Source organism: Microbacterium ureisolvens (assembly GCF_015278315.1).
GTDB classification, from domain to species: Bacteria; Actinomycetota; Actinomycetes; order Actinomycetales; family Microbacteriaceae; genus Microbacterium; species Microbacterium ureisolvens.
Window position 1 is genome coordinate 450,414 of sequence record NZ_JADIJE010000003.1, and the last position, 15,679, is coordinate 466,092.

General features: G+C 71.1%; 20 protein-coding genes. 14 read left to right on the forward strand and 6 right to left on the reverse strand.

Translation table 11 applies throughout. The features are described from left to right. The first annotated feature begins 8 nt into the window (after positions 1-8). The 4 genes from IM767_RS07120 (at position 9) to IM767_RS07135 (ending at position 4,235) form a co-directional block, all read left to right on the forward strand. Positions 9-1,250, forward strand: a complete 1,242-nt coding sequence (locus IM767_RS07120; RefSeq protein ID WP_109211654.1) for a glycosyltransferase — start codon at positions 9-11, stop codon at positions 1,248-1,250. Then, positions 1,250-2,116: an alpha/beta fold hydrolase gene (locus IM767_RS07125; protein WP_109211653.1), complete on the forward strand. Its 867-nt coding sequence runs from the start codon at positions 1,250-1,252 to the stop codon at positions 2,114-2,116. Before IM767_RS07120 ends, IM767_RS07125 begins: the two co-directional genes overlap by 1 nt. A 97-nt stretch (positions 2,117-2,213) precedes the next feature. Continuing rightward, positions 2,214-2,705: a bifunctional nuclease family protein gene (locus IM767_RS07130; protein WP_109211652.1), complete on the forward strand. Its 492-nt coding sequence runs from the start codon at positions 2,214-2,216 to the stop codon at positions 2,703-2,705. Between the two features lie 135 nt (positions 2,706-2,840). Next, positions 2,841-4,235: an FAD-binding oxidoreductase gene (locus tag IM767_RS07135; protein ID WP_109211651.1), complete on the forward strand. Its 1,395-nt coding sequence runs from the start codon at positions 2,841-2,843 to the stop codon at positions 4,233-4,235. Between the two features lie 25 nt (positions 4,236-4,260). Here the strand turns inward: IM767_RS07135 and IM767_RS07140 are convergent, their stop codons facing one another. Beyond that, a complete protein-coding gene (locus IM767_RS07140; protein WP_109211650.1) occupies positions 4,261-4,974 on the reverse strand; it encodes an MBL fold metallo-hydrolase in 714 nt (237 codons plus the stop codon). An 87-nt stretch (positions 4,975-5,061) separates the two neighbouring features. On the opposite strand from IM767_RS07140, the gene IM767_RS07145 reads away from it, so the two are divergent. Both IM767_RS07145 and IM767_RS07150 read left to right on the forward strand, forming a co-directional pair. After that, on the forward strand, positions 5,062-5,586 hold the full coding sequence (locus tag IM767_RS07145; RefSeq protein WP_109211649.1) for a TetR/AcrR family transcriptional regulator: 525 nt from the start codon (positions 5,062-5,064) through the stop codon (positions 5,584-5,586). A gap of 87 nt (positions 5,587-5,673) precedes the next feature. Continuing rightward, the gene (locus tag IM767_RS07150; RefSeq protein WP_109211648.1) at positions 5,674-5,961 is read left to right on the forward strand and encodes a hypothetical protein; all 288 of its coding nucleotides are present in this window, start codon (positions 5,674-5,676) and stop codon (positions 5,959-5,961) included. A 64-nt stretch (positions 5,962-6,025) separates the two neighbouring features. On the opposite strand, the gene IM767_RS07155 is transcribed toward IM767_RS07150, so the two are convergent. After that, positions 6,026-6,589 (reverse strand): TetR/AcrR family transcriptional regulator, encoded by a 564-nt coding sequence (locus IM767_RS07155; RefSeq protein ID WP_109211647.1) that lies wholly within the window; start codon positions 6,587-6,589, stop codon positions 6,026-6,028. A 75-nt stretch (positions 6,590-6,664) separates the two neighbouring features. Between IM767_RS07155 and IM767_RS07160 the strand changes: the two genes are divergently transcribed. Genes IM767_RS07160 through IM767_RS07170 form a run of 3 tightly spaced genes read left to right on the forward strand, consistent with a single transcriptional unit; the run spans position 6,665 to position 8,728 of the window. Then, on the forward strand, positions 6,665-7,633 hold the full coding sequence (locus tag IM767_RS07160) for an alpha/beta fold hydrolase (protein WP_109211646.1): 969 nt from the start codon (positions 6,665-6,667) through the stop codon (positions 7,631-7,633). Then, positions 7,630-8,091: an anthrone oxygenase family protein gene (locus tag IM767_RS07165; RefSeq protein WP_109211645.1), complete on the forward strand. Its 462-nt coding sequence runs from the start codon at positions 7,630-7,632 to the stop codon at positions 8,089-8,091. Before IM767_RS07160 ends, IM767_RS07165 begins: the two co-directional genes overlap by 4 nt. Positions 8,092-8,146: 55 nt before the next feature. Then, complete coding sequence (locus IM767_RS07170) at positions 8,147-8,728, forward strand: dihydrofolate reductase family protein (protein ID WP_109211644.1); 582 nt, start codon at positions 8,147-8,149, stop codon at positions 8,726-8,728. 35 nt (positions 8,729-8,763) lie between these two features. Here the strand turns inward: IM767_RS07170 and IM767_RS07175 are convergent, their stop codons facing one another. The 3 genes from IM767_RS07175 to IM767_RS07185 all read right to left on the reverse strand — a co-directional run bounded on the left by IM767_RS07175 (position 8,764) and on the right by IM767_RS07185 (position 10,004). Then, entirely contained in the window at positions 8,764-8,955 is a 192-nt protein-coding gene (locus tag IM767_RS07175) for a hypothetical protein (RefSeq protein WP_109211643.1), read from the reverse strand. 159 nt (positions 8,956-9,114) lie between these two features. Then, positions 9,115-9,474, reverse strand: a complete 360-nt coding sequence (locus tag IM767_RS07180) for a PRC-barrel domain-containing protein (RefSeq protein ID WP_109211642.1) — start codon at positions 9,472-9,474, stop codon at positions 9,115-9,117. A gap of 179 nt (positions 9,475-9,653) precedes the next feature. Continuing rightward, a complete protein-coding gene (locus IM767_RS07185; protein WP_109211641.1) occupies positions 9,654-10,004 on the reverse strand; it encodes an ArsR/SmtB family transcription factor in 351 nt (116 codons plus the stop codon). Positions 10,005-10,091: 87 nt separating this feature from the next. On the opposite strand from IM767_RS07185, the gene IM767_RS07190 reads away from it, so the two are divergent. Together IM767_RS07190 and IM767_RS07195 are read left to right on the forward strand one after the other, a co-directional pair. Then, complete coding sequence (locus tag IM767_RS07190; RefSeq protein ID WP_109211640.1) at positions 10,092-11,411, forward strand: FAD-dependent oxidoreductase; 1,320 nt, start codon at positions 10,092-10,094, stop codon at positions 11,409-11,411. Next, on the forward strand, positions 11,408-11,941 hold the full coding sequence (locus tag IM767_RS07195) for a GNAT family N-acetyltransferase (RefSeq protein ID WP_109211722.1): 534 nt from the start codon (positions 11,408-11,410) through the stop codon (positions 11,939-11,941). The genes IM767_RS07190 and IM767_RS07195 overlap by 4 nt, the downstream gene beginning before the upstream one ends. Here IM767_RS07195 and IM767_RS07200 read toward each other — a convergent pair. Beyond that, positions 11,924-13,456 carry an FAD-dependent oxidoreductase gene (locus IM767_RS07200; RefSeq protein ID WP_239453450.1) on the reverse strand — a complete coding sequence of 511 codons (1,533 nt, stop codon included), beginning with the start codon at positions 13,454-13,456 and terminating at the stop codon, positions 11,924-11,926. The two genes, IM767_RS07195 and IM767_RS07200, sit on opposite strands and share 18 nt — an antisense overlap. On the opposite strand from IM767_RS07200, the gene IM767_RS07205 reads away from it, so the two are divergent. The 3 genes from IM767_RS07205 to IM767_RS07215 are packed head-to-tail and all read left to right on the forward strand — an operon-like array spanning position 13,443 to position 15,641. Beyond that, a complete protein-coding gene (locus IM767_RS07205; RefSeq protein ID WP_239453449.1) occupies positions 13,443-14,429 on the forward strand; it encodes a metalloregulator ArsR/SmtB family transcription factor in 987 nt (328 codons plus the stop codon). The two genes, IM767_RS07200 and IM767_RS07205, sit on opposite strands and share 14 nt — an antisense overlap. 46 nt (positions 14,430-14,475) lie before the next feature. Further along, positions 14,476-14,898 carry an arsenate reductase ArsC gene (locus IM767_RS07210; RefSeq protein ID WP_109211637.1) on the forward strand — a complete coding sequence of 141 codons (423 nt, stop codon included), beginning with the start codon at positions 14,476-14,478 and terminating at the stop codon, positions 14,896-14,898. Further along, positions 14,895-15,641: an aquaporin gene (locus IM767_RS07215; protein WP_109211636.1), complete on the forward strand. Its 747-nt coding sequence runs from the start codon at positions 14,895-14,897 to the stop codon at positions 15,639-15,641. Before IM767_RS07210 ends, IM767_RS07215 begins: the two co-directional genes overlap by 4 nt. The last annotated feature ends 38 nt before the right edge of the window (positions 15,642-15,679 follow it).

Here is a 15,679-nt window from a genome sequence, read left to right on the forward strand (position 1 = left end):
GTGCCGGCATGGGCGACCGCCGCACCTGGGTGAGGGCCCAGCGCCGTCCACGCAAGGCGCTCTTCCTCTCGTCGCCGATCGGGCTCGGCCACGCGCGGCGCGACGTGGCGATCGCGCAGGAGCTGCGCCGGCTGCACCCGGACCTCCAGATCGAGTGGCTGGCGCAGCACCCGGTCACGCGTGTGCTGGCGGATGCCGGGGAACCTGTGCACCCGGCATCCGCTCTCCTCGCGAACGAGTCCGCGCACATCGAGGACGAAGCCGCCGACCACGACCTGCACGCCTTTCAGGCGATCCGGCGCATGGACGAGATCCTCGTGAACAACTTCATGGTGTTCAACGACGTCGTCGACGAGACCTGCTACGACCTCGTCATCGGCGACGAGGCGTGGGACGTCGACTATTTCCTGCATGAGAATCCCGAGCTCAAGCGATTCGCATTCGCGTGGCTGACGGACTTCGTGGGATGGCTGCCGATGCCTGGCGGCGGGGAGGCCGAGGCAGCGCTCACCGCCGACTACAACGCCGAGATGCTCGAGCAGCGCGCGCGGTATCGCCGCATCCGCGACCGTTCGATCTTCGTCGGCAACCCCGATGACATCGTCGAGGCCGACTTCGGCCCGGGCCTGCCCCGGATCCGCGAGTGGACCCAGGCGAACTACGACTTCGCGGGCTATGTCACCGGCTTCACGCCGCCGACCGAGGAGGAGAGGGAACGCGCGCGACGGCGTCTGGGGTTCGGCCCCGACGACGTCCTCTGCATCGTCACCGTCGGCGGCTCGGGCGTGGGCGGTGCACTCCTTCGGCGGGTGTTGGATGCCGTGCCGCTCGCGCGACGGATGCTGCCGGCACTGCGGTTCCTCGTCGTGACCGGACCGCGCATCGATCCGGCCGCGCTGCCGCGCCGGAGCGGTGCGCGGGTTCGGGGTTTCGTGCCGGACCTGTACCTGGCCTTGGCGGCGTGCGACGTGGCTGTCGTCCAAGGCGGCCTCACGACGTGCATGGAGCTCACGGCGGCGCGCCGTCCATTCCTCTATGTGCCGCTCGAGAACCACTTCGAGCAGAACTTCCACGTGCGTCATCGCCTGGACCGCTACGGCGCCGGGCGCTGTCTGCGGTACGCGGAGATCGGTGATCCGGACGTCCTGGCGCGGGAACTCGTGGCCGCGGCATCGCAGCAGGCCGACTATCGGCCGGTCGAGACCGACGGAGCGGCGCGGGCAGCCGCCTTGCTGGGGGAGCTGATCTGATGCGAGCGCTGGAGCCGACGCTTGACGGCATCGTCGACCGCGACGGTATCGCCATCCACTACGAGGTCTACGGCGACGGCTCGCCGACCGTGTATCTGCTCATGCCGGACGTCATCGTGCACAGCCGGGCCTGGAAGGCGCAGATCCCGTTCCTCTCCCGCTCGTTCCGGGTGATCGTGAGCGACCCGCGCGGCAACGGCCGCAGCGGCCGTCCGCATTCTCCGGAGCAACTCTCGGACCGGCTGCTTCTTGACGACGAGTGGGCGGTCCTCGACGCCGTGGGCGCCGAGGAGGCGGTGCTCGTCGGCGTGTGCACCGGCGCGGGCCATGCTCTGATGATGGCGGCGGAGGCCCCCGCTCGCGTGCGCGGCGTCTGCGCGATCAACCCCGGGCTGCTGCTGACCGATCCGCTGCCGCATCGCATCGCGTTCGACTTCGATGAGCCGCGCGAGTCGTATCAGGGCTGGCAGATGCAGAACCGTCACTTCTGGCGAGAGGACTGGCGGGCGTTCTCGGAGTTCTTCTTCGGCGAGATGTTCCCGGAGCCGCACTCGACGAAGCAGCGGGAGGACTGCGTCGAGTGGTCGCTCGGTGCCGGACCCGAGACGATGATTCTCGAGTACGACTCGCCGCCGTACCTCGCCAATGCGGTCGACACGGCCAAGGCGGTGTGCGAGGCCGTGAGGTGTCCCGTGCTGGTGATCACGGGATCGCTCGACCGCTGTCAGAACCCGCTGCGCGGCCCGATCGTGGCCGATCTGACCGGGGGAGAGCTGGTCGTCATCGACGGCGCCGGGCATCTGCCGCAGGCGCGCGACCCCGTGAAGGTGAACCTGCTGCTGCGCGACTTCATCGCGCGGGTGTGAACCCCCTGTCCGACCCCGCCCGGGCGTGCCTACGATGGCAGAAGCGCACCTCGACGGGTGCTGCGAACGGCTCGAAGGTGGGCGGAGAGGGGGCGAGATGGTTCAGGTCCGCGTGGCCGGCGTCGCGCTCGACGCCTCCGGCCAGCACGTGCTGCTGCTCAAGCCCGTCGACCAGATCCCCGGCGACGGTCTCGTGCTGCCGATCTGGATCGGCCAGCTCGAGGCGACCTCGATCCTGGTCGCCGTCGAGAACGCCGAGGTGCCGCGTCCGCTCGCGCACGATCTCATGGGGCTGATGCTCACCGCTCTGGACGCGTCAGCCACGCGCGTCGACGTCACCCGCATCGAAGAGGGCACGTTCTACGCCGAGATCACGCTGTCCACGCCGCTCGGAGATCGCGTGATCGACGCCAGGCCCTCCGACGCCGTCGCCCTCGCCTCGAGGGTGGGGGCGTCGATGTGGGTGGCCGACGAGGTGCTCGCCGATGCCGGCGTGCCCGACGTCCTCACCGAGACCGACGCCACCGAGCGCCTCGACGAGTTCAAGCGATTCCTCGACGACGTCGAACCCGAGGACTTCGAGGCCTGAGGCCCTTTCCGCGGACGCGTGTATCTGCGCGGCCGCCGGTCGCTCTTTGCTGGGGTGGCCCGCGCCGGACGCGCCGGCCATCGCGACGCGTCGGCCCCGACGGTCCGTCGCGAACCGTCCTGCGAAAGGTGATCCATGTCCCTCAACGACCTCGCGATCGATGTGCCTCAGGCTGCTGCCGGCGCCGCCGCGGCCGAGCTGCGCGCCGCCCTCGGCGCGCGGGTGCTGCTGCCGGGCGACCCGGGCTTCGACGACGCCCGGACGCCGTGGAATCTCGCCGTGGCGCAGCATCCGTTCGCCGTCGCCCTGCCCGAAACGGCGCAGGACGTCGTCGACGTCGTGCGCGCTGCGACCCTCGCCGGCCTGCGGATCGCTCCGCAGTCGACCGGCCACGCCGCGGGCGCACTCGGCGGCACCGACCTCTCGCACACCGTCCTGGTCTCGCTGAGGGCGATGCGCGGCGTCGTCGTCGACGCGGAGGCGCGCACCGCGCGCGTGCTCGGCGGCTCGCTGTGGAACGACGTGCTCGAGGCCGCAGCCCCGCACGGGCTCACCGCGCTGCACGGCAGCGCCGGCGACGTCTCGGTCGTCGGGTACTCGCTGAGCGGCGGCCTGTCGTTCTACGCCCGCGCCCACGGTCTGGGGGTGGGTGCGGTGCGCGCCGTCGAGGTGGTCACCGCCGACGGTGCGCTCGTCCGTGCGAGTGCGGAGGAGGAGCCCGATCTCTTCTGGGCGCTGCGCGGCGGCTCCGGCGCCTTCGGCGTCGTGGTCGCGATCGAGATCGACCTGCTGCCCATCGCCGACATCTTCGCCGGCATGCTCCTGTGGGATGCGACCCGCGCGGCCGAGGTGTCGCACGCGTGGGCGGAGTGGACGCGCTCCGCGCCCGAGACCGCGACGACGGCGCTGCGCATCCTCCATCTTCCGCCGCTGCCGCAGCTGCCGCCCTTCCTGTCGGGGCGCTCTGTGGTCGTGATCGACGGGGCGATCGAAGAGACGGATGCCGCGGCATCCGCTCTTCTGGAACCGCTGCGCGCGCTCGGGCCCGAGGTCGACACGTTCACCCGCATTCCGGCGCCCGCGCTGATCGGCGTGCACATGGATCCGCCCGAGCCCACGCCGTCGGTCACGTGGCACGCGATGCTCGGCGAGCTGCCCGCCGCGGCCGTAGACGCCTTCGTCGCCGCGGCGCAGATCCCCGGCCTGTTCGGGCAGGAGCTGCGCCACATCGGCGGCGCGGCGGGCCGCCGGCCGGTCGGCGGCGGTGCCATCGCGTCCGTGGCGGGCGACTACCTGGTGCACTCGCTCGCGATGGTGCCCGTGCCCGAGGCGGCCGCTGCGGCCGACGCAGCGGTGCGCGCCGGCGTCGCCGCGTTCGACCCGTGGCGAGTGGACGCCCTCGCGCTCACGTTCATCGACGCGCCGGGCGCGGACCGCGCGGCGGCGTTCGGCGATGCCTGGACGCGGCTGCGTCGGCTGAAGCTCACGTACGACCCGGCCAACCTGTTCGCCGCGGCTCGCCCCGTGTGAGCAGCCGCCGCGCCGGAGGGTGGGCTCAGGCCGCGCCCTCCCGCACGGCCGCCGCGACGTCGGCGGGCGCTCCGCGCCACGGGGCGCCGTGGCCCGGGAGCACCCAGGTCGCCGCCAGCCCCGCGAGGCGCTCGAGCGACGCAGAGGCCTCGGCAGCATCATCCGTGAACGGCGCCGGCTGCAGGCCCGCCCGCCCGGTGAGCACGTGCCGCGTCGTCAGCGCGTCCCCGACGAACACGGCGTCGGCGATGGGGACGTGCACCGCGATGGATCCGGGGGAGTGGCCGGGCATCCCCACGATCACGGGGGCGCCGGGCAGATCGAGCACGTCGCCGTCGCGCACCTCGGAGACCTCGGAGACGTAGGTCGTGGGGATGGCGCGCTTGCGCAGGGCGTAGGCGAAGAAGCCGAAGGTCGGTCCGAGCTTCATCGGACCGGTCGACACCTTCGGCTTCGCGCCCGTGCGTGCGCGCTCGGCGTCGGCCTCGTGGACGAAGACCGGCACGCCGTGGTCGCGCCGAAGCCGCTCCGCGAACCCGATGTGGTCACTGTCGCCGTGCGTCAGCACCAGCCCCTTCACGTCGGCCGGCGTCAGGCCGATGGATTCGAGCTCGCGTACGAGATCCTTCCAGTGGCCGGGCAGACCCGCGTCGACGACGGTGACCCCGTCGTCGGTCACGACGAGGTAGGCGGCGACGATGTCGTTGCCGATGCGATGCAGATGAGGTCCGAGCTTCATGGCGATCCTTGGTCGGAGTGGGGGATTGGCATGGCTACGATACGTAGCTATGATGGCTAATGTCAATAGCTATCGGAAGGATGCCCCATGCCGACGCCCGAACGCACCTCGCACGCCGCGATCGTCGACGCCGGTCGCGATCTTCTCGAGGAGTCCGGTCCGAACGGGCTGACCATGCAGGCCGTCGCCCAGCGGGTCGGCGTGCGCGCGCCGTCGCTGTACAAGCGCGTGCGAGATCGCGACGCGCTCATCGCGGCGGTGGTCGCGGCGACCGTGGACGACCTGGCACACCGGCTCGAGGCATCCGATCGCTCCCTCGAAGCATTGGTGCGCACCTACCGGGCGTTCGCGCACGAACGGCCGGAAGGCTTCCGGCTGATGTTCGCGGGGGCCGCGCCCCAGGAGCTGCTGGAGCGCGCCGGGGGCACGATCGTCGCGAGCGCCGGGGCGCTCACGGGGGAGGCCCATGCCCTCGACGCCGCGCGTCTCGTGACGGCCTGGGCCACCGGCTTCCTGCAGATGGAGCTGGCGGGGGCCTTCCGGCTCGGCGGCGACATCGACGCCGCGTTCGACTACGGGCTCGCGGCGCTGCGGCGCGGGCTCGCTTCTTGAGTGCGTCGGCGCACGAGACGCCGGCAGCGGATGTCGGTGCCCGCGGCGTAGCCTGGTGTCCTCGGCCGGAGGAAGCGGGATGGATCGATGGCCGAGTGGCACCCGATCATGGCCGCCGTCGAAGGGCCTACGGGGGTGTGGCGGATGGTGGCGCCGGACGGGAGCGAGTACGGCCGCATCGAGCTCCGCCGGGTGAGCGACGGCGCGGAGCTGCGCTACAAAGCCGTCTGGCGAGGGGACGTCCTCGGATGGGCGGTCTCGCTGCGCGACGCGTGCTGGCGCGTGCACATGGCATACCTGCGGGCACACGGCCCCGCCGGCGGGCCCATCGCCGACTGGGGCGGCGGACGGCGACGCGCGCGACGGCCGCCCTGAGCGGCTCACCGCGGGAGTCCTCGGCTCGGCGTTCTCCGCCGCGGAAGGCGCGGCCTCGGTGCGGTCAGCCTGGGCTCGAGGCGCCGGTGCCGGCGTCTCCCGCCAGTTCGTCGAGCGCGGCGAGGGCCGCGGCCACAGCCTCCGAGCCCGAGAGGTCGCCCGTGATCACCCTCGCCGACAGCCCGTCGGCGAGCGCGACGGCTGCGCGCGCGGCGATCGCCGCCCGCCCGGCCGGCATCGACTCTGCGAGCCGGTCGGCGAGCTCGCGCTCCTGCCCCGCCTTCGCGTCGCGGAGGATCTGCGCCAGCTCGGGGTCGGCGACGCACGCGGCGAGGTAGGCGTGCCAGATCACGACTCCCTGTCGCTCGCGGTCGGATGTCGGAATCGCGTGGGTCACGAGATGACGGACCGAGTCCTGCGTCGCGACCCGCTCGTAGCGGTTCGCCGCGCCGGCCACCATCGCGTGGGCGCTGGCGCGGATCAGCAGATCCTTGCTGCGGTAGTAGTGCTGCACCAGTCCCACCGACACGTTCGCGGCGTCGGCGACGGCGCGGACGGAGACGCCGGAGATGCCTCGCTCGAGGATCACGCGCCAGACCCCGAGGATGATCTCGGTTCGCCTGTCCATTCCTTCTCGCCTCCGTGTTTGCTACCGTAGCGACAATACGATCGTATTGCACTCCCACGACGAGCGAGGTGACGCATGAAGCTGGGCCGATTCCGTTCAGAGGCGGCGCGCGGGCGGTTCATCGCGGCCTACGGCGAGGCGATGGCGGCCCTGCCGGCGCCCGCGGAGACGACGGACGTCTCGACGGCCTTCGGGACTGTCTGTGCGTACACGTGGCATGGGGACGACACGCGGTCACCGGTGCTGCTGCTGCCGGGCATGTCCGCTGGCGCACCCATGTGGGCCGAGAATCTGCCGAGCCTGCTGGAGTCCGGGCGGACGTTCGTCGCGGTCGACGCGCTCGGCGACATCGGGATGTCGGTGCAGACGTCGCCGATCGGCTCGATGGCAGACCAGGCGCAGTGGCTCGACGAGACGCTGGAGCGGCTGGGCCACGCTCGCGTCCACGCGGTGGGCCACTCGTTCGGCGGGGCGACTGCGGCGAGTCTCGCCGTCCGCCACCAGGGCCGGCTCGCCTCGCTGGCGCTGATCGAACCCGCGTTCACGCTGCGCTGGCCCCCGGCGTCGACGTTTGCATGGGCGGCTCTGGCGACCCTGCCGGTGCCTCGCTCGTGGCGCGATCACGCACTCGCTGCGCTGGGCGGCGTCTCGGTCGCGGAGGTTCGCACGCCGAGCCCGATCGGCACGCTCATCTCGGTCGGCTCGCAGACGTTCACGAGCGCACTGCCCACACCGCGTCCGCTCTCGCGCGATCAGCTCGCGAGCCTTCGCGTGCCGACCTATGTCGCGATCGCCGAACGCCGTTCGCTCGCCGGCGGCGCGAAGGCCGCAGAGCGCGCTCGCGAGGGGATCCCCGCGGCCGAGGTGGAGGTCTGGCCGCAGGCCACGCACTCGCTGCCGATGCAGGAGCGTGAGCGGATCGGTGAGCGGCTGCGGGGGTTCTGGGATCGAGCCGAGTCGACACGCCGCCGCACCGCTTCCGGCGACCGTGCCGGAAGCGACCGCGAAGTGAGCGGATCGACAGCCGACAGGAGCACCGCATGACCGTCCTCGCCATCACGATGCTCGTCCTCGGGGTGTTCAGCTTCGTGAACACGGGTGTGTTCCTCGCCTTCACGACGATGGTGACGCCGGCGCTCGCTGGCGCCCGCGACCCTGGCGCGGCCTCCGATGTCATGCGGGACATGAACGTGCGCGCGCCGCGCTCGATCTTCATGGTGTCGTTCCTCGGAGCCCCCCTGGCCGCGGTCGTCGCGGGCGTGCTGCTGGTGATGACCGGCGGCGGCGCCGCGGCGGGCTGGGCGATCGCCGCGATCGCCGCGACGCTCGCGGCCTTCATCGTCAGTGTCGCCGTGAACATCCCGTGGAACGAGCGGCTCCTGCGCGAGTCGGGTCATGGCGTGACGTGGACCGACTTCTCGCGGATCTGGGGGCGGGCCAACACCGTCCGCAGCGCGTTGTCACTCCTCGCCGGTGCGTCCGCGCTGGTGGCGATCCTGTGAGCGGCCCACCACGATCCGACGTGCCGAATCGGCTCGACAGCAACAGAGGAGAACCATGAGCGCCACCTACACGTTCGACGTCTTCGCCACCCTCGACGGCTTCGGCTCCTACTCGGAGGAGGGGGACTGGGGCGGCTATTGGGGCAAGCAGGGTCCGCAGTTCCTCGAGCGACGCATCGCCCAATATGAGCAGGATCAGCGGCTGGTGCTCGGCGCGAACACGTTCCGGCAGTTCGTGCAGTATCTGGGCTCAGCGTCCGAAGGCCCGAAGGTCGACGACCCGGTGAACACCCGCATGAGGTCGATGCCGACGACGGTCGTGTCGAACTCACTGACGGACCCGCTGGACTGGGTCGACGCGACGCTCGCGCGTGGCGACGCCGTCGACGTCGTGGCGGGGCTGAAGGAGACCTCGCCGGTGCCTCTTCGTTCGCACGGAAGCCTCTCGATGAACCGCTCGCTGATGGCCGCAGGGCTGGTCGATCTCATCCAGCTGACGATCTTCCCCGTCATCTCGGGGCGGACCGGCACCGACTCCGTCTTCGCGGGAGCGGAGGATTTCGACCTCGAACTCGTCGACGAGCGCACCCTCGACGGCGGCACGAAGGAGCTCCTCTACCGACCCACCCGGCATTGAGCGCAGGGTGAGCGGCACGCGGTCGCTCGGCGTCGCTACGCGTCTGCGAGGGCGACTTCGATGCGGATCTCTTCGGTGCCGTCAGCCGCGGCGCCTTGAGTGCATTCGACGACCTGACCGATCACCCCGGCTGCGGGCCGCGAGACGATCTCTCCAGCGACCGGCAGGCGGTCGACCTCCTCGCGGAGCAGTTCACCCCTCCCGGGCGTCCAGTAGCAGACCTGCATCCCTTCGCCTCCCCCGCCGCGAACGATCACAGCGGCGACCCGAGGCCACGCTATCGCGCACCGGCCCGCGGAGGCAGCGGTCCCCGACATGTGCGGACCCTGCCGCGGCGCGGATACGACGAGGGCGCCCGGCCGATGACCGGGCACCCTCGTGGTGGATCAACGGTAGAAGTCGCCGTAGTAGGTGTCGAGACGGCCACGATACGCGTCGTCGGTACCGGCGGTCGTCTGGTCCCACTCCGGAGAGTTCTTGATCTGGTCCTTCGTGAGGTCGACGTAGACCTTCTCGTCGTCGTAGTCGACGCGCTGGACGGTCCCGGCGGGAAGGATCACCTTCCGGCCGAAGATCCACGGTCCGGTGTCGACGACCAGGCGGCTGCCGCCCACCTCGTCGCTGGCCTCATCGATCTTGCCGATGTCGCCGTCGGTGGCGTGCACGTGGTAGCCGACGAGGTCGCGCGAACCCGGTCCGCGGCCGACCGACTGGCGGTAGTCCCACGCATCCCAGGATGAGGACATGACTCCTCCTTCGTCTTCCTGCGAGGGTGATTTCGGGTGGCGGCCAGGGCTGGCCGCTCGTATTCCACGCTAGGAAAGCCCCGGCGGCGCGGGCACCCCCTGGCGGAATCGGACGAAGAGGCGTAAAGGGCTTGCGGGTGTCACCGGCGAGGCCGGGGGCTGATCGCGAACGCGTGGGTTCAGGACGCGACGAGGAGCTGCGAGACGCGGTCCAAGGCGCCTGGGACGAGCGCGAAGTATGCCCAGGTGCCCCGCTTGCTCCGGGTGAGGAAGCCGGCCCGGGTGAGGATCTTGAGATGGTGCGACACGGTGGGCTGGCTGAGACCGACCGGCTCGATGAGGTCGCACACGCAGGCCTCGGCGTTATCGGAGGCGGCCACGATCGACAGCAGGCGCAGGCGCGTCGGGTCTGCCAGCGCTTTCATCGTGGTGGCCAGCTGCTCGGCTTCGTCCGCCCTGAGCGGCTCGCGCACCAGGGGTGCGCAGCACGCGCCGGCGGTGACGTCGGTGAGGTCGAGCATCGTGGTCATATATCGACAGTAGTCGATATTGACAGTCGTCGATAGATCTGCGCACAATCGAGCATCGAAGTTCGTCGATATCTCCAGGAGGCTGTTGTGACTCTGCTCGATCTGACCCCACGGACGCCGAGCGCGGATCGTGTGTCGACCCTTCCGGTCGCCATCATCGGTGCGGGGCCGATCGGCCTTGCGGCCGCGGCGAATCTGGTCGAGCGCGGCATCGACTTCGTCGTGTTCGAGGCCGGTCAGGAGCCCGCGGCGAGCGTGCGAGCGTGGGGCCACACGCGGCTCTTCTCGCCATGGAAGCACCTCGTGGACCCGGCATCCCGTCGCCTCCTCGCTGAGACAGGCTGGCAGATCCCCTCGCCGGAACAGGCTCCGACCGGAGCCGAGCTCGTGGATCGGTACGTCGCCCCGGTGGCCGCGCTGCCGGAGATCGCGTCGCGGCTGCACCTGGGTGTCGAGGTGATCGCGGTCGCGCGGGAGGGCATGGACCGTACGAGGACACGCTCCCGCGCCGCGACCCCGTTCACCGTCCGCATCCGCCGCGCGAACGGCGACGTCGAGGATGTGGCGGCGCGCGCGGTGATCGACGCATCGGGCACCTACCGCACCCCCAACTCGCTGTCGTCCGACGGACTGGAGCTCCTGGGAATGGCCGACATCGCGGATGCCGTCACTCCGGCGCTTCCCGACGTCCTCGGTCGCGACCGCCACCTCTTCGCGGGCCGCCACACGACGGTCGTCGGTGCGGGGCATTCCGCCGCCAACACGCTGCTCGCCCTGGCCGACCTCGCGCACGAGGAGCCCGGGACGAGCGTGACCTGGCTGATCCGCAACGCGCGTGCGGTTCGGGTGTCGTCGTCGGCGGACGACGAGCTGGCCGATCGCGCGCGGCTCGGCGGTCGCGTCGATCAGGCGGTCGCCGACGGCCGGATCGAGGTGCTCGACGGCTTCGAGATCATTCGCGCCCGGCGCGCGGGGGAGGGGGTCGAGCTCGTCGGGCATCGCCGCGGTGACGTCGTCAGGCACTCCACCGACGTCGTCGTCAACGCGACCGGCTTCCGCCCCGATCTGGCGATGCTCCGCGAGGTCCGGCTCGACCTCGACGAGATCGTCGAGGCGCCGCGGCGCCTCGCCCCTCTCATCGACCCGAACGTGCACTCCTGCGGCACCGTCGAGCCCCACGGCTTCCGCGAGCTCACGCATCCGGAGCAGGGATTCTTCGTCGTCGGCATGAAGTCCTACGGCCGCGCGCCGACGTTCCTCCTGGCCACCGGGTATGAGCAGGTGCGCTCGGTCACCGCGTGGCTCGCCGGCGACGTCGCGTCGGCGTCGGACGTCGAACTCGTCCTGCCGGCGACCGGGGTGTGCTCGACGGGCTCGGCCGCGGGCGCATCGAGCTGCTGCTCATGATCACGGTTCGGCAGATGACGGCGGCGGACTGGCCCGCTGTCGAGAGCATCTACGCGCAGGGCATCGAGGACGGCGAGGCGACCTTCGAGGTCGCCACGCCGACCTGGGAGGTCTTCGAGGCGGGCAAGCTCCCCGGGCTGCGGCTTGTGGGCGTGGCCGACGGTGACGCGGTTGTCGGCTGGATAGCCGGCTCTGCGGTCTCGTCGCGTCCGGCATACCGCGGGGTCGTCGAGCACTCGGTGTACATCGACCGGGCGGCGCGCGGGCGCGGCGTCGGGCGCGCGCTGCTGGATGCCTTCATCGAGGCGTCCGAGCAGGCCGGCGTATGGACGGTCCAGTCGAGCATCTTCCCCGAGAACACGGCGAGCATGCGACTGCACGAGGCGGCGGGGTTCCGGACGGTGGGCCGTCGCGAACGGATCGCGCGGTCGGGAACCGGTCCGCACGCGGGAGCATGGCGCGACACCCTGCTGATCGAGCGCCGCAGCGCCGTCGTGCACGGAGCGGAGCCGTCAGCCCTCGCGGAGTGAGCGTGGCACGTGGGCCCCGAACGCCTGCACGGCATCCTGCGCCGCAGCCTCGGCGGCGACGAATCCGTCGGGCCGTACGAGGTAGAGGCGATCCGAGCGCAGCCGCCCGTACGGATCGGCGGGGAAGTCGGTCCCCTCGGCGCCCAGCGCCCGCGCGACCGCTTGCGCGGCATCCGTCTGCGCAAGGCCGTACGAGTGCACCTGCCAGGTGAAGCGCCGCAGCGGCGCATGGTTGCCGCCGGTCCATGAGAGCCGCCGCCCGACGACGCGGTCCCGCCGGCCGCGCGCGCGGCGCCTCTCGTCATCCGACATCCAGTAGTGGATCCGGATCTGAGCGAGGTAGCCGTAGATGCGCCCGGTGCCGACGATGCGCGGCACGATCCGCACGGCGATAGGGGCGATGACGGGGACGACGCGGCTCCGCACGAAGCGCGCGAACGGTGTGGACGACGTGATCCGGTGGAACGCGGCATCCGTCGTCCTCACCAGCCGCGAGGCGACGGGCCGTCGTTCGGCCTCGTAGCGGTCGAGGGTGCGCGGGTCGGCGCCGTGCCGGATCACGTCGGCGAGCTTGCACGCCAGATTGTGCGCGTCCTGCAGGCCGGTGTTCATGCCCTGCGCACCCACCGGCGAGTGCACGTGCGCCGCGTCGCCGACGAGGAACACGGGGCCGGACCGGAAGCGCGCGGCGAGGCGATGATGCACCCGATAGCTCGACGACCACGCGGCGTCGTCGAAGCCCACTCCGAACTCCCGCTGCAACCGCGCGCGCACGGCGGTCGTGAGATCCGCGTCCTCGCCCTCCCGCACGCCGAGCAGGCGATCATGGCCGTCGTCGCCCATCGGGAAGGTGAGGAGGAAGTCGTCGCGGGCGAACCGCAGGTTCACCGCGGACCGGGCAAGCCCGCTCGTGCCGACAGCGTCGATGACGTAGAAGCGGCGCGGGTTCGTCGTCCCCGCGAAGTCGATGCCGAGCAGCTCGCGGACGGTCGACGACGCGCCGTCGGCGGCGATGCACCATCGTGCGCGAAGCGTGCTCGACGAGCCCTGCGGCGTCCTCACCTCGGCCGTCACCGGGAAGGCCGCCGACTCGTCGACCTCGATGGAGGAGAGCGGATGCCGCCACCGCACGTCGCCGCCGGCGTCGGCGAGTGCTCGTCCGAGGATCTGCTCGTTCCTGCTCTGCTCGAGCACGTGGATGCCGGGAAACGGCGTCAGGGTCCGCCCGAACGCCGCGAAGCTCACGGCGGAGAAAGTCCTGTCGCGGTAGCCGGGAACGATCTTCGGCGACCGCTGCGCGTGCGCTGCGACCTCTTCACCCAGGCCCAACTGGGCGTACAGCTCCATCGATCGCGCCTGCAGCGCGAGGGCCCGCGATTCTCGTGTCGGCCCGTCCTTGCCGTCGACGACCACTGCGCGCACCCCGAGCCGTGCCAGACACAGCGCGGCCATGAGCCCGCTCGGCCCCGCCCCGACGACGAGCACGTCCGTCTGCTCCACATTGCTGGCTGCCACACCACGACGATCTTGGAGAAGCGTGCGGGAGTCAACGCCGGGTGTCGGCATCGGTGGCGGGAAAGGCTCGGCAGATAGACTGGCGTCTATGGATACAGCGGCGGATACCTCCGCGCTGACGGTGGTGGCCGACCCCACTCGTGCCCGCATTCTGCGGCTGATCATCGACGCCCCTGACGGTCGAGAGCTGGTGGGCCGTCTCGCCGACGCGCTGGGCCTGCGCCAGCCCACGGTGAGTCATCACATGCGGGCACTCCTCGAAGCGGGTGTGGTCGATCGCGAGCCCGATGGTCGGCGGGTCTGGTATTTCCTCGACCCCGGCCATGCGGATCTCGTCACCGCGCTGCTCGGCGGCGCGCGACACGACGGGCAGGGCCCCGATCTGGACCGCGTCATCGCCGACCTGCGGGATCGGTTCCGCGGGGTGATCGGCCCCGAAACGGTGCAGCGCTATGTGCATGAGAGTCATGCCCTGCTCGCCGCGCGAGGATCCACTTCTCTGTTGACATCGCGGACGGCGGCGTTCGCGGCGCAGCGGCTGTCGGACATGCTGCGCGTGGACGACGACCATCGCGAGGTGCCGGAGGTGCTCTTCGTCTGCGTGCAGAACGCGGGGCGCTCGCAACTGGCGGCGGCGATCCTCCGCCAGCTCGCCGGCGACCGCGTGATCGTGCGCACGGCCGGCTCGGAGCCCGCCGCCGACGTCCGTGCCTCGATCGTGGCGGCACTCGACGAGATCGGTGTTCCCCTCGGCGGGGAGTTCCCGAAGCCGCTCACCGATGAGGCCGTCCGTGCCGCCGACTACGTGATCACGATGGGGTGCGGCGACGCCTGCCCGGTGTATCCCGGCCGCCGCTACCTCGACTGGGACATCGACGACCCCGCAGGCGAGTCGATCGCCGGGGTGCGGCGCATCCGGGACGACATCGACGGCCGCGTGCGGAAGCTGCTCGAGCAGATGCCGCTTCGGTAAAGCATAGATTCTGATCTATGCTTTGACCGAGAGAAGGCGAGTGACCATGAGCGAGAAGCCGACCGTCCTGTTCGTCTGCGTGCACAACGCCGGCAGGTCGCAGATGGCAGCCGGTTACCTCCGGAGTCTGGCCGGTGACCGGGTCGAGGTGCTGTCGGCGGGGTCCGCGCCGAAGGACGAGATCAATCCGGTCGCGATCGAGGCGATGGCCGAGCAGGGCATCGACATCGCGGGGAACACGCCGAAAGTCCTCACCGTCGACGCGGTGAGGGAGTCTGACGTGGTCATCACCATGGGCTGCGGCGATGCATGCCCGATCTTCCCGGGCAAGCGCTACGAAGACTGGCAGCTCGACGACCCGGCGGGGCAGGGGATCGAGGCCGTGCGGCCGATCCGCGACGAGATCCGCGTACGCGTCGAGCAGCTCCTGACCGACCTGCTGCCGCCGACACCGGCGTCGCCGGCGTGACCCGAGGCCTGACCCTCGCCCGGCGTGCCGGCGCCGAGCTCGTCGGCACCGGGCTGCTGGTGACGGTCGTCGTGGGCTCGGGGATCGCCGCGGAGCGCCTGTCGACCGACACCGGCTTGCGGCTGCTGGAGAACTCCCTCGCCACCGCGCTCGGGCTGGGAGTGCTCATCCTGCTGCTCGGACCGGTATCGGGAGCGCACTTCAACCCGATGGTGTCGATCGCCGACGCGATGCTCGGTCGGCGCGGTCGTGTCGGGCTTCCGATCCTCGCTCTGACGATCTACGTCGGAGCGCAGCTGCTCGGCGCCGTCGGCGGTGCTGTGCTGGCGAACCTCATGTTCGCCGTTCCGACCACCCTGTCGACCACGGCTCGCGCCACGCCCGCCACCGTGCTCGGGGAGGTCGTCGCCACGGCGGGCCTGGTGCTGCTCATCACCGGCCTCGCGCGGGCCGGCCGGCCCCTCCCGCAGGTCGCCGTCGCCGTGGGCGCCTACATCGGGGCGGCCTACTGGTTCACCAGCTCGACATCCTTCGCCAATCCAGCGGTGACCGTCGGAAGGATCTTCACCGACAGCTTCGCCGGGATCGCCCCGGCGTCGGTGCCGCCGTTCCTGGCGGCTCAGGTTGTGGGCGCGGCCATCGGGATGGGGCTGGCACTCCTGCTGTTCCCGCGGGTCGTCTCCGTGACGGCGGACCTCGTGGCGCAGCCTGTGCTCACCGAGCCGGCGGAGGGCTCGAGCTGAACTCCTGACGTCGGCGCTTCGGGGTGGAACACTGGTGC